Origin of the sequence: Desulfomicrobium escambiense DSM 10707 (genome assembly GCF_000428825.1) — a bacterium.
Taxonomy (GTDB): Bacteria; Desulfobacterota; Desulfovibrionia; order Desulfovibrionales; family Desulfomicrobiaceae; genus Desulfomicrobium; species Desulfomicrobium escambiense.
Genome location: NZ_AUAR01000005.1, coordinates 14,953 through 36,412 on the forward strand (window position 1 = coordinate 14,953; position 21,460 = coordinate 36,412).

Annotated in this window: 18 protein-coding genes; 1 reads left to right on the forward strand and 17 read right to left on the reverse strand. The window is 64.1% G+C overall.

All coding sequences use genetic code 11. The features are described from left to right. Positions 1 to 7 precede the first annotated feature (7 nt). The 12 genes from G394_RS0105590 to G394_RS0105645 form a co-directional block, all read right to left on the reverse strand. Entirely contained in the window at positions 8 to 802 is a 795-nt protein-coding gene (locus tag G394_RS0105590; protein ID WP_028576820.1) for a phosphatidate cytidylyltransferase, read from the reverse strand. After that, positions 799 to 1,500, reverse strand: a complete 702-nt coding sequence (locus tag G394_RS0105595) for an undecaprenyl pyrophosphate synthase (protein ID WP_028576821.1) — start codon at positions 1,498 to 1,500, stop codon at positions 799 to 801. Before G394_RS0105595 ends, G394_RS0105590 begins: the two co-directional genes overlap by 4 nt. A 9-nt stretch (positions 1,501 to 1,509) precedes the next feature. Further along, positions 1,510 to 2,064 (reverse strand): ribosome recycling factor, encoded by a 555-nt coding sequence (frr, locus tag G394_RS0105600; protein WP_028576822.1) that lies wholly within the window; start codon positions 2,062 to 2,064, stop codon positions 1,510 to 1,512. A gap of 1 nt (position 2,065) precedes the next feature. Further along, positions 2,066 to 2,785 (reverse strand): UMP kinase, encoded by a 720-nt coding sequence (gene pyrH / locus G394_RS0105605; RefSeq protein WP_028576823.1) that lies wholly within the window; start codon positions 2,783 to 2,785, stop codon positions 2,066 to 2,068. 176 nt (positions 2,786 to 2,961) lie between these two features. Next, positions 2,962 to 3,765 (reverse strand): translation elongation factor Ts, encoded by an 804-nt coding sequence (tsf, locus tag G394_RS0105610; protein ID WP_028576824.1) that lies wholly within the window; start codon positions 3,763 to 3,765, stop codon positions 2,962 to 2,964. A gap of 4 nt (positions 3,766 to 3,769) precedes the next feature. Continuing rightward, a complete protein-coding gene (gene rpsB / locus G394_RS0105615; protein WP_028576825.1) occupies positions 3,770 to 4,552 on the reverse strand; it encodes a 30S ribosomal protein S2 in 783 nt (260 codons plus the stop codon). Positions 4,553 to 4,681: 129 nt separating this feature from the next. Next, positions 4,682 to 6,334, reverse strand: coding sequence for a ribonuclease J (locus G394_RS0105620; RefSeq protein WP_028576826.1), 1,653 nt, complete (start codon positions 6,332 to 6,334; stop codon positions 4,682 to 4,684). 122 nt (positions 6,335 to 6,456) lie between these two features. Beyond that, positions 6,457 to 8,520 (reverse strand): methyl-accepting chemotaxis protein, encoded by a 2,064-nt coding sequence (locus tag G394_RS20670; protein ID WP_028576827.1) that lies wholly within the window; start codon positions 8,518 to 8,520, stop codon positions 6,457 to 6,459. Between the two features lie 228 nt (positions 8,521 to 8,748). Then, the gene (locus tag G394_RS0105630) at positions 8,749 to 9,198 is read right to left on the reverse strand and encodes a 4Fe-4S dicluster domain-containing protein (protein WP_028576828.1); all 450 of its coding nucleotides are present in this window, start codon (positions 9,196 to 9,198) and stop codon (positions 8,749 to 8,751) included. A gap of 11 nt (positions 9,199 to 9,209) precedes the next feature. Beyond that, positions 9,210 to 11,297 (reverse strand): molybdopterin-dependent oxidoreductase, encoded by a 2,088-nt coding sequence (locus G394_RS0105635; protein ID WP_028576829.1) that lies wholly within the window; start codon positions 11,295 to 11,297, stop codon positions 9,210 to 9,212. A gap of 237 nt (positions 11,298 to 11,534) precedes the next feature. Continuing rightward, positions 11,535 to 12,956 (reverse strand): SH3 domain-containing protein, encoded by a 1,422-nt coding sequence (locus tag G394_RS18120; protein WP_051306977.1) that lies wholly within the window; start codon positions 12,954 to 12,956, stop codon positions 11,535 to 11,537. A 45-nt stretch (positions 12,957 to 13,001) separates the two neighbouring features. Beyond that, positions 13,002 to 13,865 carry a YitT family protein gene (locus G394_RS0105645; RefSeq protein WP_028576830.1) on the reverse strand — a complete coding sequence of 288 codons (864 nt, stop codon included), beginning with the start codon at positions 13,863 to 13,865 and terminating at the stop codon, positions 13,002 to 13,004. A gap of 153 nt (positions 13,866 to 14,018) precedes the next feature. Between G394_RS0105645 and G394_RS0105650 the strand changes: the two genes are divergently transcribed. Further along, positions 14,019 to 16,427 carry an acetate--CoA ligase family protein gene (locus G394_RS0105650; protein ID WP_028576831.1) on the forward strand — a complete coding sequence of 803 codons (2,409 nt, stop codon included), beginning with the start codon at positions 14,019 to 14,021 and terminating at the stop codon, positions 16,425 to 16,427. On the opposite strand, the gene arfB is transcribed toward G394_RS0105650, so the two are convergent. The 5 genes from arfB to G394_RS0105675 all read right to left on the reverse strand — a co-directional run bounded on the left by arfB (position 16,424) and on the right by G394_RS0105675 (position 21,450). After that, positions 16,424 to 16,837, reverse strand: a complete 414-nt coding sequence (arfB, locus tag G394_RS0105655) for an alternative ribosome rescue aminoacyl-tRNA hydrolase ArfB (protein ID WP_028576832.1) — start codon at positions 16,835 to 16,837, stop codon at positions 16,424 to 16,426. The genes G394_RS0105650 and arfB overlap by 4 nt on opposite strands. 85 nt (positions 16,838 to 16,922) lie before the next feature. Continuing rightward, positions 16,923 to 17,240 (reverse strand): IscA/HesB family protein, encoded by a 318-nt coding sequence (locus G394_RS0105660; protein ID WP_028576833.1) that lies wholly within the window; start codon positions 17,238 to 17,240, stop codon positions 16,923 to 16,925. 129 nt (positions 17,241 to 17,369) lie between these two features. Beyond that, positions 17,370 to 18,716: a sensor domain-containing diguanylate cyclase gene (locus G394_RS0105665; protein WP_084435375.1), complete on the reverse strand. Its 1,347-nt coding sequence runs from the start codon at positions 18,714 to 18,716 to the stop codon at positions 17,370 to 17,372. Between the two features lie 73 nt (positions 18,717 to 18,789). Beyond that, positions 18,790 to 20,112, reverse strand: a complete 1,323-nt coding sequence (locus G394_RS18125; protein WP_051306978.1) for a divergent polysaccharide deacetylase family protein — start codon at positions 20,110 to 20,112, stop codon at positions 18,790 to 18,792. Between the two features lie 66 nt (positions 20,113 to 20,178). Beyond that, the gene (locus tag G394_RS0105675; protein ID WP_028576835.1) at positions 20,179 to 21,450 is read right to left on the reverse strand and encodes a S41 family peptidase; all 1,272 of its coding nucleotides are present in this window, start codon (positions 21,448 to 21,450) and stop codon (positions 20,179 to 20,181) included. Positions 21,451 to 21,460: the final 10 nt, after the last annotated feature.

A 21,460-nucleotide genomic window follows, 5' to 3' on the forward strand; every position in this document is an offset into this window, starting at 1 on the left:
CGTCACGCTAGGCGAAAAAGGGAAAAAGCGCAGCCAGGCCGCAGTAGAGCGGCAGGGTGAAAAGCAGGCTGTCGATGCGGTCCAGGATGCCGCCGTGGCCGGGCAGGACCCAGCCCGAGTCCTTGATGCCCTGCCTGCGCTTCAATGCGGACTCGAAGAAGTCCCCGGTCTGGGCGGCGATGTTGAGCCCGGCCCCGAGCAGGGCGAAGGCCTGCCACCCGGCCGTGCCGAAGGCGAGTCCGAAAGCGGTGCTGACCGCGACGCTCGCGGCCAAGCCGCCGATGCTCCCGGCCCATGTCTTTTTCGGGCTCACGGAAGGCCAGATCTTGGCTCCGCCCAGATAGCTGCCCGCATAGTAGGCCCCGGTGTCGGCGGCGAAGGTCGTCAGCAGCACGAGGCCGATCTCCGGCGCGGAGACGGTGCGGAAGAGCCGCAGGATGAAGGGCAGGTACAGCAGCCCGGTCAGCAGGATCTGGCTGTCTTGCAAGGCGTCGGGGAAGCGTGCGCGGTCATGCTGGGCCAGGAACGCCAGAGCCATGCCGAGCATCGCCAGGCACGCCAGGGCGGTGCCGGACCAGGTCAGCGGAGCCCAGACGAGGCCCAGGGCCAAGAGCGTCCCGCCGGCTTTCCATGCGATTTTTTCCCGCAGCGGCCAGAACATGGCGTAGAATTCCAGAAGGCCCAGGCCGGCCACTGCCGCGATGGCCAGGCTCAGGACCGGATCGCCGCTGAAAATAGCCCAGCCCAGAAGCGGCAGCAGGATGACTGAGGTCAGCACGCGTTGCAGATGAGCACTTTTCATGCGGTCTGCTCTCCGGTCGTCCCGAAGCGGCGCTGCCGCGCGGCGTAGTCCGCCAGGGCGGTCTGGAGTTCAGGGCCGTGGAAGTCGGGCCAGGCCACATCCGTAAAGTAGAGCTCGCTGTACGCGCTCTGGAAGAGCAGGTAGTTGCTGAGCCGCAACTCGCCGCTGGTGCGGATGATGATGTCCGGGTCGGGCATGCCGGCGGTGTAGAGTTCCGCTGCGAACACGTCCTCGGTCAGATCCGAGGGCCGGACGCCCTTGCGCAGCACGGCCTGGCAGGCGCGCAGAATTTCAAGCCGTCCCGAATAGTTGAGGGCCAGGTTCAGGTTCATGCCCGTGCAGCCGGCGGTCTTGTCCACGGCGTGGCGGAGGACCTGCCTGGTGGCCATGGGCAGCTCGTCCATCTCGCCCAGGACGTTCAGGCGGATGGACTGCTCCAGCAGGGACGGCAGTTCCGCGCTCAGGAACTCCCGCAGCAGGTTGAAGAGGAAGCCGACCTCCTGCTTGGGCCGCGACCAGTTCTCCTTGGAGAAGGTGTAGAGGGTCAGGTAGGGGATGCCGAGTTTGCGGCATTCCCGCACGATCTCCCTGGCGGTCTCGGTGCCGGCCTTGTGCCCGGCGCTGCGGTCCAGGCCGCGGGCCTTGGCCCAACGGCCGTTGCCGTCCATGATGATGGCGAGATGGGTGAGCGGTGGCATGAACTGGCTCTAGATCTCCATGATTTCCTTTTCTTTTTCCGCCAGGGCCGCGTCGGCCTTCTTGACGAAGCTGTCCGTGGCCTTCTGCACCTCGTCCTGGGCCTTGTGCAGATCGTCCTCGCTGATCTCCTTGGCGGTCTGCATCTTCTTCAGGGCCTCGTTGACGTCGCGGCGCACGTTGCGGATGGCCACCTTGGCCTCCTCGGTGTACTTCTTGGCCATCTTGACCAGGTCCTTGCGGCGTTCCTCGGTCAGGGGCGGGATGTTGATGCGGATGGCGCGACCGTCGTTGATGGGGGTCAGCCCGAGGTCCGACTTCATGATGGCCTTCTCGATGTTGCTGAAGGCGTTGCGGTCCCAAGGGGAGATCGAGATGGTCCGGCTGTCGGGAATGGACACCGAGGCGACCTGGTTGAGCGGGGTCGGGGTGCCGTAGTACTCCACCCTGATGTTGTCCACCAGGGCCGTGGAGGCGCGGCCGGTGCGCAGCCGCGAAAAATCCTTCTCCAGGCTGTCGATGCTCTTCTGCATCCTGTTCGTGCAATCCTTGATATGCTTTTCCATGTCATTCTCCTTGAACGATAGTTCCGACTTCCTCGCCCCTGACCACGCGCTGGATGTTGCCGGGCACGAAGAGATTGAAGACGCCGATGGGGAGCTTGTTGTCCATGCACAGGGATATGGCCGCAGAGTCCATGACTTTCAGGCGGCGCTGCAGCACGTCGATGTAAGTCAGGCGGTTGAACATGACCGCGTCGGAGTGCTTTTCCGGGTCCTTGTCGTAGACGCCGTTGACCCGCGTGGCCTTGAGGATGGCCTCGCACTTGAGCTCCATGGCCCGGATGACAGCCGCCGTGTCCGTGGTGAAATAGGGGATGCCCGTGCCCGCTGCGCAGATGACCACGCGGCCCTTTTCCAAGTGGCGGATGGCGCGGCGGCGGATGTAGGGCTCGGCCACTTCCTTCATGTCGATGGCCGTCATGACGCGGGTCGTGACGCCGAGCTTCTCCAGGGCGTCCTGCACGGCCAGGGCGTTCATGACCGTGGCCAGCATGCCCATGTAGTCGGCCGAGGCGCGGTCCATGCCCTTGGAGGAGACGGACACGCCCCTGAAGATGTTGCCGCCGCCGATGACAAGGCTGAGCTGTACGCCCAGGGAGGCCGCCTCGACCAGCTCGCTGCAGATGGACTGGATGGTCGCGGGCTCGATGCCGAACCCCTGTTCTCCGGCCAGGGCTTCTCCGCTCAGTTTGAGCATGACTCTGCCGTATCGGAGCTTGTCCATATGTTCCTTACCTCGTGCTGAAAGGTGAACGAAAAGGAGGCCGGGATGCCCAGCCTCCTTCTCGACAAAAGTCTATAGCCATTTCGGAGGACCGGCGCAACAGGAGCCGGACGCGTCCTGTCATCATGGCCGGAGGGAGCGGAAGGGCCAAAAAAAAGGGCCTTGCGGCCCTTTTCTTATGCGCCAATCGCGAACCGGTAAAACCGGGCGATGTCAGCGTTCTTCCCGAGAAGATCCTTGATGGTCTTCTTGTCGTCCTTGATGAAGACCTGCTCGCGAAGGCAGACTTCCTGATAGTACTTGCGGATGCGGCCTTCGACGATCTTTTCGGCGATCTGGGCCGGCTTGCCTTCTTCCTTGGCCTGGTTCAGGTAGATTTCCTTTTCCTGGGCCAGGGTTTCGGCCGGAATCTGGTCGGGGCTCACACAGATCGGATTGGCGGCCGCGATCTGCATGGCCACGTCCTTGGCCAGCTCGGGGGTGGCCGCGCCGGTCAGTTCGACCAGGACGCCCAGCTTCTTGGTGGAGTGGACGTAGGAGCCGATGACGCCGTCGCCGCTCAGGGCGACGTAGGCCAGGCGGCCGGTCTGCATGTTCTCGCCGATCTTGCCGATGAGGCCGGAGAGGTCGGTGGCCTCGGCGGGCAGGGCCTCGATGTCGTCCGTCTTCTTCTCCATGGCCAGCTTGGCGAGCCCTTCGGCGAAGGCGATGAACTCCTCGTTCTTGGCCACGAAGTCGGTCTCGCACTTGAGCTCGCTCATGGCGGCGGACTTGCCGTCGTCGGCGATGACGACCGTGATCAGACCTTCGGAGGTGGCGCGTCCGGCCTTCTTGGCGGCCTTGGACAGACCCTTCTCGCGAAGCCAGGCGATGGCCTTTTCCTCGTCGCCGTCGCACTCGCTCAGGGCCTTCTTGCAGTCCATCATGCCCGCGCCGGTGCGGTCGCGCAGGTCCTTAACCATTGCTGCGGTGATGCTCATATCGTTATACCTCTTCGTCCGTTTCGGCGGATTCGATGTCTTCGGCGACCGGAATTTCAACTTCGGCGGTCTTGGCTGCCTTGGGCGCGGGGGTGGTGTCCTTGGCGCTGGCCTGGCCTTCGACGCAGGCGTCGGCCATGGCGGCGGCGAACAGCTTGATGGCGCGGATGGCGTCATCGTTGCCGGGGATGATGTAGTCGATCAGGTCGGGGTCGCAGTTGGTGTCGACCACGGCCACGATCGGGATGCCGAGCTTGCGGCATTCCTTGACCGCGATCTCTTCGCGGTGCGGGTCGATGATGAAGGCGGCCGCCGGGGGCTCCTCCATGTCCTTGATGCCGCCGAGCGTCAGGTTCAGCTTGGCGACCTCGCGCTCCATGCCGACGATTTCCTTCTTCAGGAAGCGGTTCACGGAGCCGTCCTCGAACATGGCCTCAAGCTTCTTCAGCCGGCCGATGCTGGTGCGGATGGTCTGGTAGTTGGTCAGGGTGCCGCCCAGCCAGCGGTTGGTGACGTGGAACATGCCGCAGCGCTCGGCTTCGGCCTTGATCACGTCCTGGGCCTGCCGCTTGGTGCCGACGAAGATGATCTTGCCGCCGCGGGCCACGGTCTCGGCGATGAAGTCGTGGGCCTTGCGGTACAACTTCACGGTCTGCTGCAGGTCGATGATGTGGATGCCCTTGCGCGCGCCGAAGATGAAGGGGCGCATCTTGGGGTTCCAGCGGCGGGTCTGGTGGCCGAAGTGAACTCCGGTCTCCAGCATCTGTTTCATGGATACGTAAGGCATGGTTGATCTCCTTGGTTTTTTTCCTCCGCCCGCATGAGCCCGGATGGGCCAAACCAGAGGCGCGGGCGTGTGGAGTGTTTGAGAACTGCAGTCCGTACGCGAAGCTGCAGGATTAGGCAAGGGGAAAAATCAGACCCTGGCCACGAGGGGAATGACGATGGGGTCGCGCTCCAGGACCTTGCGGAAGAAGCGGCGCAGGGCGGAGCGGATGCGCTCCTCCAACTTGTAGGCTTCGCAGTTCGGGTTGCCCTCCATGACGTCGAGGATGATGCACTTGGCGTCCTCGAGGATGTGGGCGAAGTGCTGCTCGAAGATGAAGCCCTTGGACTGGATGCTCGGGCCGAAGACGATGGTCCCGAACTCGTCCTGGACCAGCAGGACGACCACGAGGCCCTCCCCACCCAGGATCTGGCGCTCCTTGAGCACGCTCTGCCCCACGTCGCCCACGCCCTTGCCGTCGACCAGGATGGACTCGGCGTTGACGGCCTCCTCCAGCCGGATGCCCGCTGGAAAGAGGGTCACGGGCTGGCCGTTTTCGAGAATGATGGCCCTCTCGGGGGCCACTCCGCGGGATATGGCCAGCTCTGCGTGCTTGAAGAGGTGGCGGTACTCGCCGTGAACCGGCACGAAGAATTTGGGCCGCACCGTTTCGAGCATGATCCCCAGCTCTTCCTGGTGTGCGTGCCCCGAGGCGTGGATGGCCTGCACCTTTTCGTACAGGACTGTGGCCCCCTGGCGGTAGAGGTCGTTGATGACCCGCGTGATGGCCCGGGTGTTGCCGGGGATGAAGCGCGAGGACATGATGACCGTGTCGCCCTTGTGGATGTTGATCTGGCGGTGCTCGCTGCGGGCTACGCGGCTCAGGGCCGAGAGGGGTTCGCCCTGGGAGCCCGTCAGCAGGATGACGATGCGGTCGTCGTCGAGGTAGGCCAGTTCCTCCATCTCGCAGGAGTTCTCGCGGTTGAAGCGCAGGTGCCCCAGCTCCCTGGCCGCCTCGATGTTGGCCACGAGGCTGCGGCCCGTGAAGGCGACTTTGCGGCCGTGCTTGGCGGCCAGATCGAAGATCTCCTGCATGCGCTGGATGTGCGTGGCGAAAAGGGTGACCAGGATGCGCCCCTTGGCCCCGGTGAAGACCTCGTCCAGCCGGGCCTGGATCTCCCGTTCCGTCAGGGAGAACCCTTCGCGCTCGACGTTGGTCGAGTCCGAGAGCAGGAGCGTCACGCCGTCGCGGGAAAAGTCGGAGAAGGCTTCGAGGTCCGTGGCGTGTCCGTCCAGGGGGTTGCGGTCGATCTTGAAGTCGCCGGTGTGCACGATGCGTCCGACCGGGGTCTCGATGCCCAGCCCGTACCCTTCGATGATGCTGTGGCAGACGGGGATGAAGGTCACGGCGAACTCGCCGAGGTCCAGGCGTTCCCGCGGTTTCACCGGACGGGGGGTGACATGCGATTCGAGGTTTCGCTCCTGCAGGCGCTTCAGCGCCAGGCGCAGGGTGAACTCGGAACCGTAGAGCGGGGTGTCGTGCAGGTAGGGGGCGATCCAGGCCAGGGCGCCGATGTGGTCCTCGTGGCCGTGGGTCAGGATGATCCCCTTCAGCTTGTGGCGCCGGCTGACAATGAAGTCCATGCGCGGGATGACCACGTCCACGCCGTAGAGGATGACGTCCGGGAACATGAGCCCGCAGTCGATCAGGATCATGCTCTGCTCGGTCTCCAGGGCCATGCAGTTCATGCCTATTTCGCCCAGTCCGCCCAGGGGCGTCAGGGTCACGTGCGCTTCGGACATCAAGGGGCTCCGATGGTTATGAGGTTCCGTTTTTTGAGGAAACTAAGGGAAGAGGGGGGCGAGGACAAGGCAAAAAAATGGGCCGCCTGGAGAGGCGGCCCGGAGGGGGGAGTGTCTGCACCCTAGATCTTGAACTTGCCGACCATGGTGTCGAGCTCTTCGGCCAGTCCGGACAGGCCCCGGGCGTTGTCGTGCACGGCCGCGGCCGTGGCGGCGACGTCGCCGGAGACCTCCCGCACCTTGCCCACGTCGCGGGCGATCTCGCGGACCGCCGTGTCGGTGTGGGCCACGTTCTCGTTCACCTGCTGCACGCCCACGGATGCCTGACCGACGTTCTCGGCGATGTCCTTGGTCGTCACGGACTGCTCCTCCACGGCCGCGGCGATGGTGCCGACGATGGCGTCCACGTCGCCGATGACCTCGGTGATCTGTTCGATCTCGCGTACCGTCTGGCTGGTGGCCTGCTGGATGCCCTGGATGCTGTTGCGGATTTCCTCGGTCTCGCGGGCGGTCTGCTGCGCGAGCTCCTTGATCTCGTTGGCCACAACGGCGAAGCCGCGTCCCGCTTCGCCGGCCCGGGCCGCCTCGATGGTCGCGTTGAGGGCCAGGAGGTTGGTCTGGGACGAGATGGCCATGATGGACTCGGTGATCTTGCCGATGTCCCGCGTCGCGGCGCCGAGCTCGCTGACCTGGGTCGTGGCCTTGTCCGCCGCTGTCACGGCCTGTACGGTCATGTCCTTGGCCTTGCCCGTGTTCACGGCGATTTCGGAGATGGTGGCGCTCATCTGTTCGGAGCTGGCGGCCACGGTGCCGATGTTGACCGCGTATTCTTCCATCGCCGCGGCCACGGTATTCATGTTGGCGCTCATTTCGTCCGTTGATGATGCGGCGTCGGACGCCGAGCGCGTCATGACGTCGGAATACTCCCTGAGGCCCCCGGCGAGTTGCAGCAGCCCTTCGGAGGCCCGTGCGACCTGTCCGGAGTTGCGGGCGACTTCGCCCAGGATGTTGCGGATCTTGTCCAGGAGCTTGTTGAACCACGAGCACAGCTCCCCGATTTCATCCCTCGACTTCACGGTCAGGCGGTCGGTGAGGTCGGCCCTGTCTTCGGTGATGTCCACGATGCGGGACATCATGTCGCCCAGGGGCCGGACGATGAGGCGCTGCAGGACGAAGGAGCTGACCAGTCCCGCGGCCACGAGGATGAGGCCCATGAGGGCCAGGATGTAGAAAGCCACGTCGCGGATGGCGGCGGTCCAGGACGACGCGTCGAAGGCGTAGACCAGCACGCCGACCTGGGTGCCGGCGTAGTCGTTGACCGGAAAGGCCGCCAGGGCCATGTCCCCGAAGCGCTGGTAGGCGGTGCCCTTCTGCCCCGCAAGCAGGAAGTCGGGGGTGACGAGGCCTTCGACCCGCCCGTCCTCGGTCGGCGTCACGAGCACGAACTTCCCGCCCACCACGGGGTTCTTGTCCGGATTCTGCAGTTCCGTGGCCACGGAGAGGTTTTCGGCGTTCATGTAGACCGCCATGCTCCGGCCTTCCCCGGAGGCCGCCCCGGCGATGACGGACTCGAAGGATTCGAGGGTCTCCACGGATCCGAGCTGCCTGCCGCTCGCGTCCTTGACGGGGGCGATGCCCCGGATGGCGAAGCCGCCGCTACCGACCTCGATGCCCCGCAGGGGCTTGCCGTCGGCGTTGACCTGCATGACCGTCTGCCGAAAACTCGACAGGTCGTCCGAGATGTCCACCCACTCACCCTTGCGCTTGGTCTGCTTCTCGCGCCACAGGCGCACGAGGCTGCGCGCCGGCGGGAGGTGGAAATGCAGCTGCATGGCCTTGCCCGAAACCTCCTTGAAGCCCGAGAGGTCGTCGGACAGCAGGGCGCGCAACTCTTCCCTGGCGCGCTGCAGGGTGGGGTCGCTTTCGTTTTCGAGGTTGCCGAGGTGGGCGAGTTCGAAGGCCTGGATGACGTCCGTGCGGCGGGAAAAAAGGGCGGCCTTCTCCAGGCCCTGGGCCGCTAGCGTCTCGATGGCCGTGTTGACCTCGCGCGATTTCTCCTCGGCGATGGAGCGCAGAAGCTGCCCCTGGAATTCGGTGAGTTGGCCGCGGATGAGCAGCGCTCCGGCAAGTCCGAGACAGACCACTGTCAGGAAAAGCGGGAGTACGAATTTTGTCCTGAGTTTCATACAGTTCTCCATAAAGCAAATTCTGCTCCAAAGCATTGACGCATAGGAGGTGAATCGTCACATATCATGGCAATTTTTCGATATCAACTTTTGAGCAGAAATAAAATCTTGTCTACGAATAGGAATTGATATGCATAGGATGCATTGATTAATTGTCGAGAAAATAAAGAAAAAAGCCCCGGGATTGACTCAATCCCGGGGCGCTTGTGAGACAAGCAGAGTTTTGAGCTATTTTTTTCGTTCAAGACACAGCGCGTGTGTCGTGCATGCAGTCACACAGGCTGGTTCGAGTCCTGCGTCGAGCCTGTCCATGCAGTAGTCGCACTTCCCGACGACATTCTCCTCTTCATGCAGAACGGGGATGTTCCATGGGCAGGCGGAGATGCATGATTCACACCCGATGCAAAGCTCCTTGATCACGTAGACCAGGCCGTCGGATTCTCTGCGCACCATGGCCTGCGTAGGGCATGCCGCGACGCAAGCCGGATCTTCGCAATGGTAGCAGCTGCGGAAGGACGCCTTCATGACGATCTTTCCGTCCTTGAATTCAGGAGCGCCGGATGTATGCACGGCGTACTTGATGCCGACGGGATTGTTGTTCTTGACCTTGCAGTGCACCTCGCAGGCTTTGCAGTGGATGCAACGCGACTTGTCCAATTTCATTCTGTATTTGCTCATCGTTGCCTCCCCTAGATTTTGCGCACGCCGACAAAGTGTTCCTGCATGGACAGACATCCGCCGCCCTTGTCCCAGGATTCAAGACCGCCAGGCATCAGTTCGTTGTCGGATGCGCCCTTGCCGATGGCCCTGGATTCGGGCGGCAGCTTGTGGCCGAACCCGTGCACCATGAACAGGGCTTCGGGGTGGACGCATTCGGTCACGAAAGCCTTGAGCTTGCCGGTCTGCCCTTTGCCCGAGAAAATCTCGACCATGTCGCCATCGGCGATGCCCAGCTTTTCGGCGCGGCTGGGGTGAATCCAGGCCGTGTTTTCAGGCATCTGCTCGGCCAGTAGCGGGTTGTTCACGGTGTGCCCCTGGGTGTGGACGCCGACTCGGCCGAAGGCGATGCGGAACATGCCTTCTGGCGGGCTTGCCGGCGAGACGTACGAGGGAAGGGTCTCGTGTCCGGCCTTGGCCCACTTGCCGCTGACCATCTCGATCTTGCCCGAAGGCGTCGGCAGCTTGACCTCGGACATGGGGCGGTAGAGGGGCTTGTCGGCCAGTTCCACGAAGCCTTTGGCGTCGAAGTCCTCGATGGTCACGCCCGTGTCCTGGAGCTGGTAGTTCCAGATGTCCTCGATGCTGTCGAAAGCCAGGCCGTCGACGCCCAGGCGTTTGGCCAGACCGCAGAGGATTTCCCACTCGGCCTTGGAGTCGAAGGTGGGTTCCTGGGCCCGCTTGCGCACGAAGAACTGGGGCTTGAGACCCGACTTTCCGGCGATGATGCTTTCCCGCGCCAGGTAGGTGGACAGGGGCAGAACCACGTCGGAGTGCCAGGCCGTGTCGGACCAGGAGAAGGTGACGCTGACCAGCAGGTCGAGCTTTTCCCATTTCTTCTTCACGGCCTCGGGGTCCGGCATGGCCATGAGGGGGTCGTGGCGGAAACACAGGTAGGCTCGGATGGGGTACGGCTCGCCCGTGACGATGGCGTCGTAGGCCAGGTTGACGAGGCCCGGGCCGGCGTCGAACTGCGGGTACTTCCAGCCCACGCCGTCGGCGCGCTTCTCTTCGGGTTTGGGGAAGAGGTCCACAAGCTTCTTGAGGCCTTTGCGGCCCACTTCCTTGGCCGTGTTGACGAAGGGCAGGCCGCCCTTGGCGCCGAAGGCCCCCAGCAGGGCGTTGATGATGTAGGCCGTGCGGCAGACCTGGAAGGAGTCGTTGTAGCGGGCGACCATCCAGCCCGGATGCCAGATGACGCTGGGCGCAGCGGCGGACAGCTGGCGGGCCAGATCGCGGATGCCCTCGGCCGTGGCGCCGGTCTCGGCGGCGGCCCACTCGGGCGTGTAGGGTTTGACGAATTCCTTGAGGCGGTCGAAGCCTTCCACGAACTGCTCGACGTATTCCTTGTTGTAGAGGTCATCGTAGATCAGGGCGTGGATGACGCCCAGGTTGAAGGCGTAGTCCGTGCCGGGGCGGATCAGGAAGAAGTTGTCGGCCTTGCTCGCGCTGACCGTGCCGCGGATGTCGATGACGGTCAGCTTGGCCCCGCCGGCGATGCCGTCCAGAGTCGCATTGACCTCGGCGACGTTGATGGCCTCCATGATGTTGCGGGTCTGGAGGATGATGTGCTTGGCGTTGCGCAGGTCATAGGCGACCATCTTGCGGCCCACGCCGATGACGGACTGGGCGCCATGCTGCACGTTGCGGGCGCAGGACGCGTCGTGGTTGCAGTAGTTGGGCGATCCGATGCCGCGCATGAACGCCTGATGCAGGTCGGGGAAGGGGCCGCCGCGGTCGGACCAGAGCACGGAACGCGGGCCGTGTTCGGCCATGATGCCTTGGAGCTTGTTGGCCACGTAGTGCAGGGCTTCGTCCCAGGACACGGCCTTCCACTTGCCTTCGCCGCGTTCGCCCACGCGGATCAGCGGCGTCTGGGGTTTTTCCGGATCCTGCTCCAGGGCGATGCCCGCAGCGCCGCGGGCGCACAGTCCGCCTTTGAGGGGGGAAAATTCGTTACCCTGGATGCGCGCGGCCTTTCCGTCCCGCACGTCCACCTGGATGGGGCAGCGCACGGTGCACATGCCGCAGACACTGAACACTGATTTGGTTGCCGTCATGGCCTTCTCCCGGTGCTAAAGCGCGAAGCACGAATACGCCGGCCTCGCTGGGGTTTTCACGATATGATTTCTCGTCACTAACTCCAGACGGCTTTTCTGCAAAACGGAGGGCCAGAAAGTTCATTATTTCACAAAGCAAAGTCGGTGCGTCGTGGGTGTATCGGCCTCGGGCGGCTTCGCTTGTGCCAAAAGTGCGCAATCAGCCCGAGTCGGGCATGGATCGAACCGGCAGGAGCCTTACGGCGCAGACGGCCGGGGCGTTTCCGTGGCCACGTCGGCGCCGAGGATGGCCATTCCGCGGATGCGGTCCAGAAAGGCGCCCCACCTGACGTCCGGTCTGTCCTCACCCGGCCGGAGGGTCGAGATGGCGAGGCGGCCGATGACGGCTCGTCCTGTCCCGCCGTCTGGCAGGACGGTGCGTACTCCCCAGATGTTGTGCAGCAGCAGCGGTTCGCCACGCGGGTCGGTGCCCAGGTAGAGCCCGATGTGGCCCGGCATGGAGATGAGCGAGAGGAACGGTTTGCCCTGGCTGCGGATGGTCGAGAGCTTCTGCTCGGCGTTCAGGCCTTCGAGGCTGATCTGGCGTTCGCCTTGCCTGGCCTGCTGCGACGAATTGCGCGGCAGCCAGATGCCGAAGGGCAGGAACAGGTCGCGCAGGGTGGATGAGCAGTCCCGGTTTTCATACAACCCACCCCAGCCGTACAGCTGGCCCGCCATGGCGTCGGCCAGGCCCGCCACCGCGCGCGATGTCAGGGGAAGGGGCATGGGAGCGGCCTGAAGCGTTCCGAGCTGTGCCAGCCCCACTTGCGCCCTGCCGTCGGCATCGCGCAGTGGGACTTTGACCACGAGGTCCTGGCCCGTGCGGGCATGGAGGGGGAAAATGGCGCCGATATGCGCCTGTCCAAGATATCTCCCGCCTCCGATGAGCGGCGTGTCGTCCGCGCGCACGGCGGCCATGACCCGCGTGCGGTAGCCTTTGCGGAACGGTTCGTCGGTCAGGGCCACATCCTCGTGGCGCACCCAGCCGGAGGTGAAGGCCGTCTCCACATAGACCCAGGCCCGGTCCCGGGATTCGTGGGAGATGAAGACCGGCGTGCCCAGCCACAGGGCGCTGTTCTGGAAATAGTCGAAGGGAAAGCCTTCTCCCGGCAGGGATGGGTCCAGGAAGAACGGGCGCAGCGACGGCAGGACGCGCAGGGCCGTGTTGCGCGTGACGATGGCCGGGGCGGCCATGGACGGGTAAAAGGCCATGTCCTGCAGGGCAACCACGGTGTCCCAGCGCTCCCTGGGATAGGGCCGCAGGTTTTCGGCATAACCCTGCTTGGAACCGTAGGCGGCCGTGCCCCAGAAGGCCTCCTTGGCCGGGATCGACGTCAGGGCCAGATCCCACGGGGCGAAAAAGCGCTCCAGGGCCCGCTCATGCAGGACGATCTGCTCTGCAAGCCCCAGGAGCGGTTCGTCCGACAGGGGAACCGCCTGTTCCACGCGCTGAGGAACGTGCAGGAGGACTTCCGGCACCGTCTCGGGCAACGTCGGGATTTCCGCCTGGACCGGGGCCGGGGGTTGCGGTGGCTGGGGCGCCTGTTTGGCGGCGCAGCCGGTAAGGGCCGCAACGGCCGTGCACGCGGACAGCAGCCAGAGGCCGAGGAGACGCTTCATGCTTCGCATCCTTGTTCGAGGTGTTGCTCGGCGGGTTGCGCGGTGTCAGTACACCTTGCGCCGTGAAAACCCTTTGCCGATGACGTTGAACGTGTTTTCGAAAATGACGAAGGCGTCCGGGTCCAGGGTGAATATCAGCTCTTCGAGTTTTTTCTGCTGCACGTTGTTGACCACCGTCATGACGACCTGCTTCGGCAGGCCCGTGTAGCCGCCTCGTCCCTCCAGCAGCGTGACTCCCCTCTGGGCTTCCTTCATGATGGCGTCGGCGATGGTTCGGGCGTGCTCGGAGACGATGAAGACGAGTTTGCGCTGGTTGAACATGCTCAGGACGTAGTCCGTGACCTGGCCGGTGACGAAGACGAGGATCAGGGAATACAGGACCAGGTCCGGGTCCATGAGGGCGAAGCTGGCCGTGAAGAGGGCGGCGTTGAAGAGGAAGCTGATCTGCCCGATGCGGAAGCCGAAGCGCTGGTGCAGGATGATCCCGATGATGTCCAGCCCCCCGGATGAACCGAAGGAACGCAGGCTGATGCCGACGCCCGTGCCGGCCAGGATGCCGGCGGCGATGACCGCCAGGAGCCGGTCGTGGACGGGCAGGGTGAAGGTGATGAGTTCCATCCAGGCCGTGATGGCCAGCATGCCGTAGGCCGTGTAGAGCACGAAGCGACGGCTGACCATGATCCAGCCGAGCACGGCGATGGGGATGTTGAGGATGAGGAGCCAGACGCCCGGGCTCAGGGTCTTGGTGAAGTAGAAGATGAGCAGCGCGATGCCCGAGACGCCTCCGGTCAGGACGCCGTGGGGCACGGCCAGGGATTTGATGCCCAGGGCGAAGAAGAAGCTGCCGACGGTCAGCAGTGCCAGGTTCCAGGGAATGGAGAAGGCGAAGCGCCTCAGGTTCGCGTTCATGCGTCTGAGCTTGCATCGTTTCGGGGAAATGTCCATACATGAACGCATGTCCCGGGCCATGTCGCTGTTTGCTTCCCGCGGTCGCCCCCTGTACACGTCGGCGACGACCGGGAAGTCCCGGGAACGGAAAACCGCCCAGCGCCAGGAGGCTACATGCCAGTTTCACGGGTCGCGACGCATATCGACTTTCCGGCCATGACCAGACTGTTTCAGGGCGCAGCCGCCGAAAACAGGCGCTTCCTGTTCGAACACGAGGTCTACGATCTGCTGCGTAACCTGGGCTCCGAAACCCCGCCGCGCACTGTCCTCCTGCGGGCGGGCACGCGCCCTGCGGACGAGGAACTCCTGTCCCTGCCCGGGGACAGGGTCGTGCTCAAGATCGTCTCGCCCTACATCGTGCACAAGAGCGACGTGGGCGGCGTGCGGGTCGTGCCCAAGCAGCCGGACAGAATCCGTTCAACCTGGCGACGGATGATGTACGAGGTGGCGGAGAGTTACGCCGACCGCATCGAGCGCCGGCCGGGACATGCCCCGCAGCGATACTCCGGTCTGACCGGCGACGCCCTTGTCGCGGCCGTTTCCCAGGACATTCGCGGCGTGCTGATGGTTCAGTTCCTGCCCCAGGAGTCGTGCAGCTTCGGCAACGAACTCATCGTCGGTCTGCGCGCCACGCGGGAGTTCAGCATGGTCCTCACGGCCGGCGTGGGAGGGACCAACACGGAACTGCTGGCCGAAAATTTCCGCAAGAACCGCAGCATCATTTCCGCCTCCACGGAACTCAACGACGGCGAATCCTTCTTCGAGCTTTTCCGGCGCACCGTGTCCTACAAGGTCCTGACGGGCAAGACGCGCGGCCAGAAGCGCGTGGTGGCCGACGAGCAGCTCATCGAATGCTTTTCGGCCTTCATCAAGGTCGGGAACCACTTCTCGCCCACCAGCACGGACGCGCCCTTCGTCATCGAGGAACTGGAAATCAACCCCTTCGCTTTCCAGGATTTCATGATGGTGCCCCTGGACGGCATGTGCCGCTTTTCCGAGCGGCCGCCTTCCTTCAAGGCCCCGCGGCCCGTGGAACGCATCGATTCGCTGCTGCACCCGCAGCGCATCGGGATCATCGGCGTGTCGACCTCGCGGCGCAACTTCGGTCGGGTCATCCTGCAGAACGTCCTGGCCCAGGGCTTTCCGGCCGGAAGCGTCACCGTGATCCACCCTTCAGCCGCCGAGGTGGATGGTGTGGCCTGCGTGCCGAGCCTGGCCGCGCTGCCGGCGCCCGTGGACCTCTTCGTGGTGGCCGTGGCCGCCGGGAGCGTTCCGGACCTCATCGAGGAGGTCCTGGAGACGGGCAAGGCCGGGTCCGTCCTGCTCATCCCCGGCGGTTTGGGCGAGACCCCGGACAGCCGGGACCTGGCCCGGCGCATCATGGAGCGCATCGACGAGGGGCACCGCCGCGGCGACGGTCCGGTCTTCCTCGGCGGCAACTCCATGGGAGTCATCTCCCATCCGGGGCGCTACGACACCTGGTTCATCCCCGAGGAGAAGCTGCCCAAGGCCCGTGGGCAACACCGCCGCAACTCGGCCTTCATCAGCCAGTCCGGGGCCTTCATGGCCACGCGCATGAGCCGCACGCCGGAGCTCGACCCGGCCTACCTCATCTCGATCGGCAACCAGAACGACCTGACCCTGGGCGACCTCATGGCCTATTTCAAGGGGCATCCGGACATGGACGTCGTCGGCGTCTACTGCGAGGGCTTCAACGACCTCGACGGCGTGGACTTCACCCGCGCCGTGCGCCAGGCGGTCCTGGCCGGCAAGGAGGTCGTCTTCTACAAGGCCGGCCGCACGCCAGAAGGCAAGACCGCGACCTCCAGCCACACGGCTTCCCTGGCCGGGGACTACACGGTCTGCGAGGCCTGCCTGACCCAGGCCGGGGCCATGGTGGCCAGGTCCTTCAACCAGTTCACGGAGCTGTGCATGCTGGCCAAGGGGCTGCACGGCAAGGCCATCGGCGGCAACCGCATGGGGGCGGTGTCTACGGCCGGGTACGAGGCCGTGGGCATGGCCGACAACATCAGCGCCGACGACTTCGAGCTGCGCATGGCCACCTTCGCGCCGGCAACGAGGGATCGCCTGGGGAGAGCCCTGGCCGCCTGCGGCCTGGACCGGCTGGTGGAGGTCAAGAACCCGCTGGACATCAACCCGGCCGCCACGGACGCCCTCTTCGTGGAGGTGGTGGAGGCCCTGGCCGCGGATGCGGGGGTGGACCTGGCCGTGATCGGCATGATCCCGCTGACGCCGTCCATGTCGTCCCTGGCCATGGACCTGAGCCAGAACATCGCCGAACGCATCGGCGACATCGCCAGGCAAAGCCCCAAGCCCCTGGTGGCGGTGGTCGACGGGGGAGAAATGTACAACCCCTTTGCGGCCATGCTGCGCGAACATGGCATGCCCGTGTTCAGGGATGCGGACCGCGCCGTGCGGGCCCTGGGGCTCTATGTCCAGGCCAGGCTCGGCGCCGAGAACCTGCGGTGCCGACAAGGCGGCGATGTGGGCGAGGAGGGCTAGTTTTCGGCGCCTTTGCGCAGGGCTTTGAGGCGGGAGTGTTTGGCCTTGGATGCCAGACGGCGTTCTTTCGACGCGCGCGAAGGCTTGGTGGCCTTGCGTGCCTTGGGACGGACGGCGGCCTGGGCCACCAGCAGGGCCAGCCGTTCCAGGGCGGCCTTGCGGTTGGCCTCCTGCGTTCGGTGGGACTCGGCCCGCAAAACCAGTTCGCCGTCGGCCGTCAGGCGCCTGCCGGCCAGAGCGGCCAGACGCGCCAGGCCGTCCTCGTCCAGCCCGGTGATGGCGTCCAGCCGCACCCGCAGGCGCACGGCCGTGGCCACCTTGTTCACGTTCTGGCCGCCGGGGCCGCCGGCGCGGATGCACTCGAAGCGGATGTCCTCGTCCTCGATATGGATGCGTGAAGTGATGCGCATGCGTCCGACCTAGCGGAAATGCCTCGGCCTTGAAAGCGGAAAGGGCCGCCGAAGCAGCCCTTCCCGAGTTCGAATCCGGTGCGGCCTAACTGCAGCTTCCGCCGCAACCGCACGACGAGCAGCCCCCGCCTTCGGGGAAGACCATGCTCGACTCCACCGAAAAGCCCGTGTTCTGGTCGAAGAGGACCGTCACGGGTTTGGCCTGCTCGAACAGCGCCTCCTCCATCAGAAATGAGTATCCGTCGATTTCGAAGACCTGATCGCCGGTCTTGTGTTCGTCCAGGGCCAGGCCCAGCCTGGGGCCGCCGCATCCGGAAGCCAGGTATATGCGGATGGGTTCTTTGTCCTTGCCGTTGAAATGCTGGTCCAGCTGCTCTTTGGCCGCCGGTTGGAGAATAAACATAGACGCCTCCTATTTAATGAATAGGGAAATCTTTAATAATTGCCCCTGCCATGTCAAGGAGACGCCACAAAGAAAACGGCCGGACATGGAGATGACCGGCCGCCTGCTTGCTCCCCGAGACGGCGAATGTCAGCGCATGAGGTAGAATCCCAGGTCGGTGTCGTAGCTCCTCTGGTCCGTGAATTGGCACCCGACATAGCGGTCGTTCATGTAGCGGACCCGTACCACGCGGTTTATTTCCGAACGCCGCGAGTCGTCGAGGCGGAAGGTGACATTGAGGAGTTCGTTCTTGTTCAGGCGATGGCCAAGGAGCGTCGTGAAGCCCAGGCCGTTGAGGGACACGTTGTCTACGAGAAAGTCCCCGGTTTCGCCGGTTTCGGTGTTGGTGAAGCTCCCGGCGAGCTGGACGTCCTTGCGGTAGTACTGGCGGCGCTCCGTGGCCTGTTTCTCCTCGCTGAACATCTGGAAGAGGTTGGAGCCGACGTCGCGGAACTTGCGGAAGCCCTGCGGCTCGTTCCGACAGGCTTCACAGATGCCGAGTACCGGCACCACGTCGTCCTGCACGGCCGAGAGGGTTTCCAGGGCCAGGGAAAAGTAGGGCATCTGGCGCGCGGCGGACTGCTGGGAAATCTTGGCGCTCAGGCGGTTGCCGACATCTATGGCCGGCACCTTGAGCGTGTTGGGCATGATCACGGCGAAGGTGTCGGCCTTGATGCGGCAGGGAACGTCGACCTTGCGGATCTCTTCCTTGAGGACCGTGGCCACCAGTTGCAGGACCCGGTCGATGGATATCGTGCCATGGTCCTCGTTGAGCTTGCGCAGGTTTTCTATTTTCAGCAGCACGACGCTGGAGGGGATGCCGTAGCGTTTGCAGACCTCGATCTCGCGTTCCATGTGGCGGTCGAAGGTCCGCTTGTTGGCCAGTCCCGTCAGCAGGTCCGTCTCGGCCATGCGCTTCATGGCCTGGAAGTAGTAGGCCTTCTCCAGCACCAGGGAGATGATTTCGGCCATGGCTGAGAAATCCTGCAGATGCTTGGCGGTGAAGGGTCCGCCGCTGCGCGTGTCGATCATTTCCAGGACGCCGTAGACAGCGTCGCCGCTCTTGAGGGGGACGGCCACGAGACTTTTGCAGCCCTTGGTTTTGGCTGTCAGGAACAGGGCGGGGAACCGGGGGTCGCTGTCGGCGTCCTCGACGAGGAGCGGCTCACCGCCGCTGGCGACCCACCCGGCGACGCCCTTGCCCTTGCGGAGCTTCTTGCCGCCAAGGAGTTCGGCCTTGTCGCCGGCCACGTAGGTGAAGGTCAGGTCGCCGGTTTCAGGCTCAACCAGCAAGGCTGCGAGATGCCTGGGGGCAAAGTAGCGTTCCACGCTGCCGCAGATGTCGCTCAATGTTTTCTGGATGCTGGCCCGATGCGAAGTTCCGCGCGCTATTTCAAGAAGGACTTGAATGCACGAAGAAGCGGTCTGCGATTCCATGGCGTCACTCCTGCGGTACGTCGATATGACTTTATGAATATCTTACTTCCATTGGAGAAAAAGCCTTTCTTTGTCAAATGTCTTTGATGGAGCAGATGGTTACGCTCATGTCGCGGGTTCGTGCCCATGTTTCCAGTGCGGACAGGGTGGCCGGATAAGGGTGCCCTATGGCCACGGCCACTCCGGTGCGCTTGGCCAGGGACTCGGCCTTGCGCAGTTGCAGGAGAATGGCATGTTCCGTCGCTGAATTGTCGAGGAAGATGTGGCGCCTGTAATATCGCATGCCGAGTTTCCTGCTAACCTCGCGCACGCAGCTTTGCGGTGTGGTCAGGCTGTCCAGAAAGAATTTCCCGCGTCCTTTGAGGTGCGCCAGGACCACGGTCATGGCTTTCGCGTCGCTGGTCAGTTTCGATCCCATGTGGTTGTTGACCCCGTCGACTTCCGGCAGTCGGGCCAGGTTGTCGGCCAGGGTCCGCTCCAGCGTCGCCTCCGACATGTTCGTGCGCAGGGTGCCGGGTCCGGAATTGGCGGTCTTGGGGTAGCCGTCGGGTTCGCAGGGCAGGTGCAGAAGGAGTTCGAGCCCCTTTTGCCTGGCCAGGCCGGCCACCTGCCTGGCCTTGGTGTTGTGGGGCAGGACCGAGAAGGTGACCCTGAAGGGCAGCTCTGCCAGGCGCTTGGCCGTGGCCATGCTTTCGCCGAGATCGTCGATGACGATGACCAGCTTCGGCGCGGCGGCTACGGGTTCGCTCGTTTCCGGCGTTTCGGGCGGGAGCGTGAGGGGCAGGAAGAGGTGGTGCGTCGGCTCGCCGAGGATGGAGATCTCGAGGTCCCGGGGGTTGCCGTCGACCGTGGCCAGCGAGGCCTCGGGCTCCAGCTGCGAGATGTTCTGCTTGAGCCGGGCCAGGAAGTCGAAGACGTCGTGCCCCAGCGAAACGGTCAGGTTCTGGTAGAAGAACTCCTGTCCGTTGTGCTCGCGTTCTTCCACGGCCTTGTGGCGCATGACCATGTCCCGGCCGCCCGTCGATTCCAGCGCCAGCAGGATGGCCAAGTCGACGTTGCGGACCCTGGCCTCGAAATCGTCTGCCTGGGCTTCGTATGGCTGTGCGGGGGCCTGTTCAGGAGTCCCGGGTTCGGTGCGTTCCTGGGACGGCGCAGGTTCGCGAGTCGTGCCCGGAACCGTCGGCCGGGTCGGAGTCTGGACAGGGGCGGACCGCTCCACGGGCGGAGTCTGCGGCTTGGCGTCCACGGGCTCGGGGTGGCGCAGGGGCAGGCGCAGCGCAAGAAAAAGGCTCAGGCCGGTCACAAGAATGACGCTTGGCCAGAGGATGGCCCTGAACAGGGAGAATTTCGGGAGGCTGGCCGGAGCCTTTTTCCCTTTTCTTTTTTTGGGAGGCATAGGTCTTCGGAAAAACATCGGGGCGGCATTGGCCGCCCCGATGTCACGTCATGACGATTGGTGAGATCAGTTGGTGAGCTGCATGAACCGAGGCAGGGATTTGACCATGCTCAGGCCCACACGCAGCTGGTTGTCCTTGGCCAAGGCGTCTTTCGCGTCGGTAGCCACGTTCCCCGCCTGATTGTCGCCGTTGGGGTTGTCCAGATGCTTGGCCAGGCTGGACTCCCTGAAATCGACGCCGTCCTCGGCGTTCTCGGTCGCGGCCACGAAGGGCAGTTCCAGATCGGGGTCGATGCCTTCGGCCTGAATGGAACGGCCGTTGGGGGTGTAGTAGAGGGCGATGGTCAGCTTGACCGCCGAACCGTCGGACAGGGGCATGATGGTCTGCACCGAACCCTTGCCGAAGGTCTTCTCGCCGATCAGGATGGCCCGCTTGCGGTCCTGCAGGGCACCGGCCACGATCTCCGAGGCCGAGGCCGAGCCGGAATTGATCAGCACCACCACGGGGCAGTTCACGTCCGTGGACTGCTTCGAGGCCGTTTCATCCTTGCGGCTCTTGGGGTCGCGCCCCTGGGTGTAGACGATGAGGCCGTCGCGCAGGAAGGTGTCGGTCACGGAGATGGCCTGGTTCAGGAGCCCGCCGGGGTTGTTGCGCAGGTCCAGGACGATGCCCTTCAGTTCCCGGTTGGCTGTGTATTCGGCCAGCTTGCGGTGCAGGTCCTCGGTGGTGTTGGCCTTGAAGTCCGTCAGGCGGACATGCAGGTAGCCGGGTTCCAGTTCCCTGGTTTTGACGCTGATGAGCGGGATGGTCCCGCGCACGATGCTGACTTTTTCGGGGGCCTGTGAGTCCTTGTGCAGGATGGTCAGTTCAACGGCCTTGCCCTTGGGGCCACGGATCTTGGACACGGCCTCTTCCAAGGAGATGTCCAGGGCCGAGATGCCGTCGATTTCGAGGATGATGTCCCCGGCCCGCAGGCCGGCCTTGTCGGCGGGGGTGTCCTCGATGGGCGCGATGACGGTCAGGCGCTTGTCGCGCACGCCGATCTGGATGCCGATGCCTCCGAACTCGCCCTGGAACTCCTCCTGCATCATCTTGAACTTGTCGAGGTCGATGAAGGTGGAATGGGGGTCGATGGAGTTGAGCATGCCTTCTATGGCGCCGTGGATGAGGTCCGTGCGGTTGACCTCCTGGACGTAGTTCTTCTCGATCAGGTCGAGAACCTGACTGAACTGCTTCAGGGCCTGGTAGTGGTCCGTGTCGCGGGCCTGGCTGGATGAGACGGTGCCGCAGAGGGCGGCCAGAAGAACAATCGTGCCAAGAAGATGGCTAAGGCGCATGATGTCCTCC

What these genes read in the sequence shown, in the direction of transcription:
- arfB (WP_028576832.1), bottom strand. Translation starts at nt 16,837, where the DNA reads ATGCGCATCACTTCACGCATCCATATCGAGGACGAGGACATCCGCTTC.
- frr (WP_028576822.1), bottom strand. Translation starts at nt 2,064, where the DNA reads ATGGAAAAGCATATCAAGGATTGCACGAACAGGATGCAGAAGAGCATC.
- G394_RS0105620 (WP_028576826.1), bottom strand. Translation starts at nt 6,334, where the DNA reads ATGTCCGAAGCGCACGTGACCCTGACGCCCCTGGGCGGACTGGGCGAA.
- G394_RS0105645 (WP_028576830.1), bottom strand. Translation starts at nt 13,865, where the DNA reads ATGAACGCGAACCTGAGGCGCTTCGCCTTCTCCATTCCCTGGAACCTG.
- G394_RS0105635 (WP_028576829.1), bottom strand. Translation starts at nt 11,297, where the DNA reads ATGACGGCAACCAAATCAGTGTTCAGTGTCTGCGGCATGTGCACCGTG.
- G394_RS20670 (WP_028576827.1), bottom strand. Translation starts at nt 8,520, where the DNA reads ATGAAACTCAGGACAAAATTCGTACTCCCGCTTTTCCTGACAGTGGTC.
- G394_RS0105675 (WP_028576835.1), bottom strand. Translation starts at nt 21,450, where the DNA reads ATGCGCCTTAGCCATCTTCTTGGCACGATTGTTCTTCTGGCCGCCCTC.
- G394_RS18120 (WP_051306977.1), bottom strand. Translation starts at nt 12,956, where the DNA reads ATGAAGCGTCTCCTCGGCCTCTGGCTGCTGTCCGCGTGCACGGCCGTT.
- pyrH (WP_028576823.1), bottom strand. Translation starts at nt 2,785, where the DNA reads ATGGACAAGCTCCGATACGGCAGAGTCATGCTCAAACTGAGCGGAGAA.
- rpsB (WP_028576825.1), bottom strand. Translation starts at nt 4,552, where the DNA reads ATGCCTTACGTATCCATGAAACAGATGCTGGAGACCGGAGTTCACTTC.
- G394_RS0105665 (WP_084435375.1), bottom strand. Translation starts at nt 18,716, where the DNA reads ATGGAATCGCAGACCGCTTCTTCGTGCATTCAAGTCCTTCTTGAAATA.
- G394_RS0105630 (WP_028576828.1), bottom strand. Translation starts at nt 9,198, where the DNA reads ATGAGCAAATACAGAATGAAATTGGACAAGTCGCGTTGCATCCACTGC.
- G394_RS18125 (WP_051306978.1), bottom strand. Translation starts at nt 20,112, where the DNA reads ATGCCTCCCAAAAAAAGAAAAGGGAAAAAGGCTCCGGCCAGCCTCCCG.
- G394_RS0105660 (WP_028576833.1), bottom strand. Translation starts at nt 17,240, where the DNA reads ATGTTTATTCTCCAACCGGCGGCCAAAGAGCAGCTGGACCAGCATTTC.
- tsf (WP_028576824.1), bottom strand. Translation starts at nt 3,765, where the DNA reads ATGAGCATCACCGCAGCAATGGTTAAGGACCTGCGCGACCGCACCGGC.
- G394_RS0105595 (WP_028576821.1), bottom strand. Translation starts at nt 1,500, where the DNA reads ATGCCACCGCTCACCCATCTCGCCATCATCATGGACGGCAACGGCCGT.
- G394_RS0105590 (WP_028576820.1), bottom strand. Translation starts at nt 802, where the DNA reads ATGAAAAGTGCTCATCTGCAACGCGTGCTGACCTCAGTCATCCTGCTG.
- G394_RS0105650 (WP_028576831.1), top strand. Translation starts at nt 14,019, where the DNA reads ATGCCAGTTTCACGGGTCGCGACGCATATCGACTTTCCGGCCATGACC.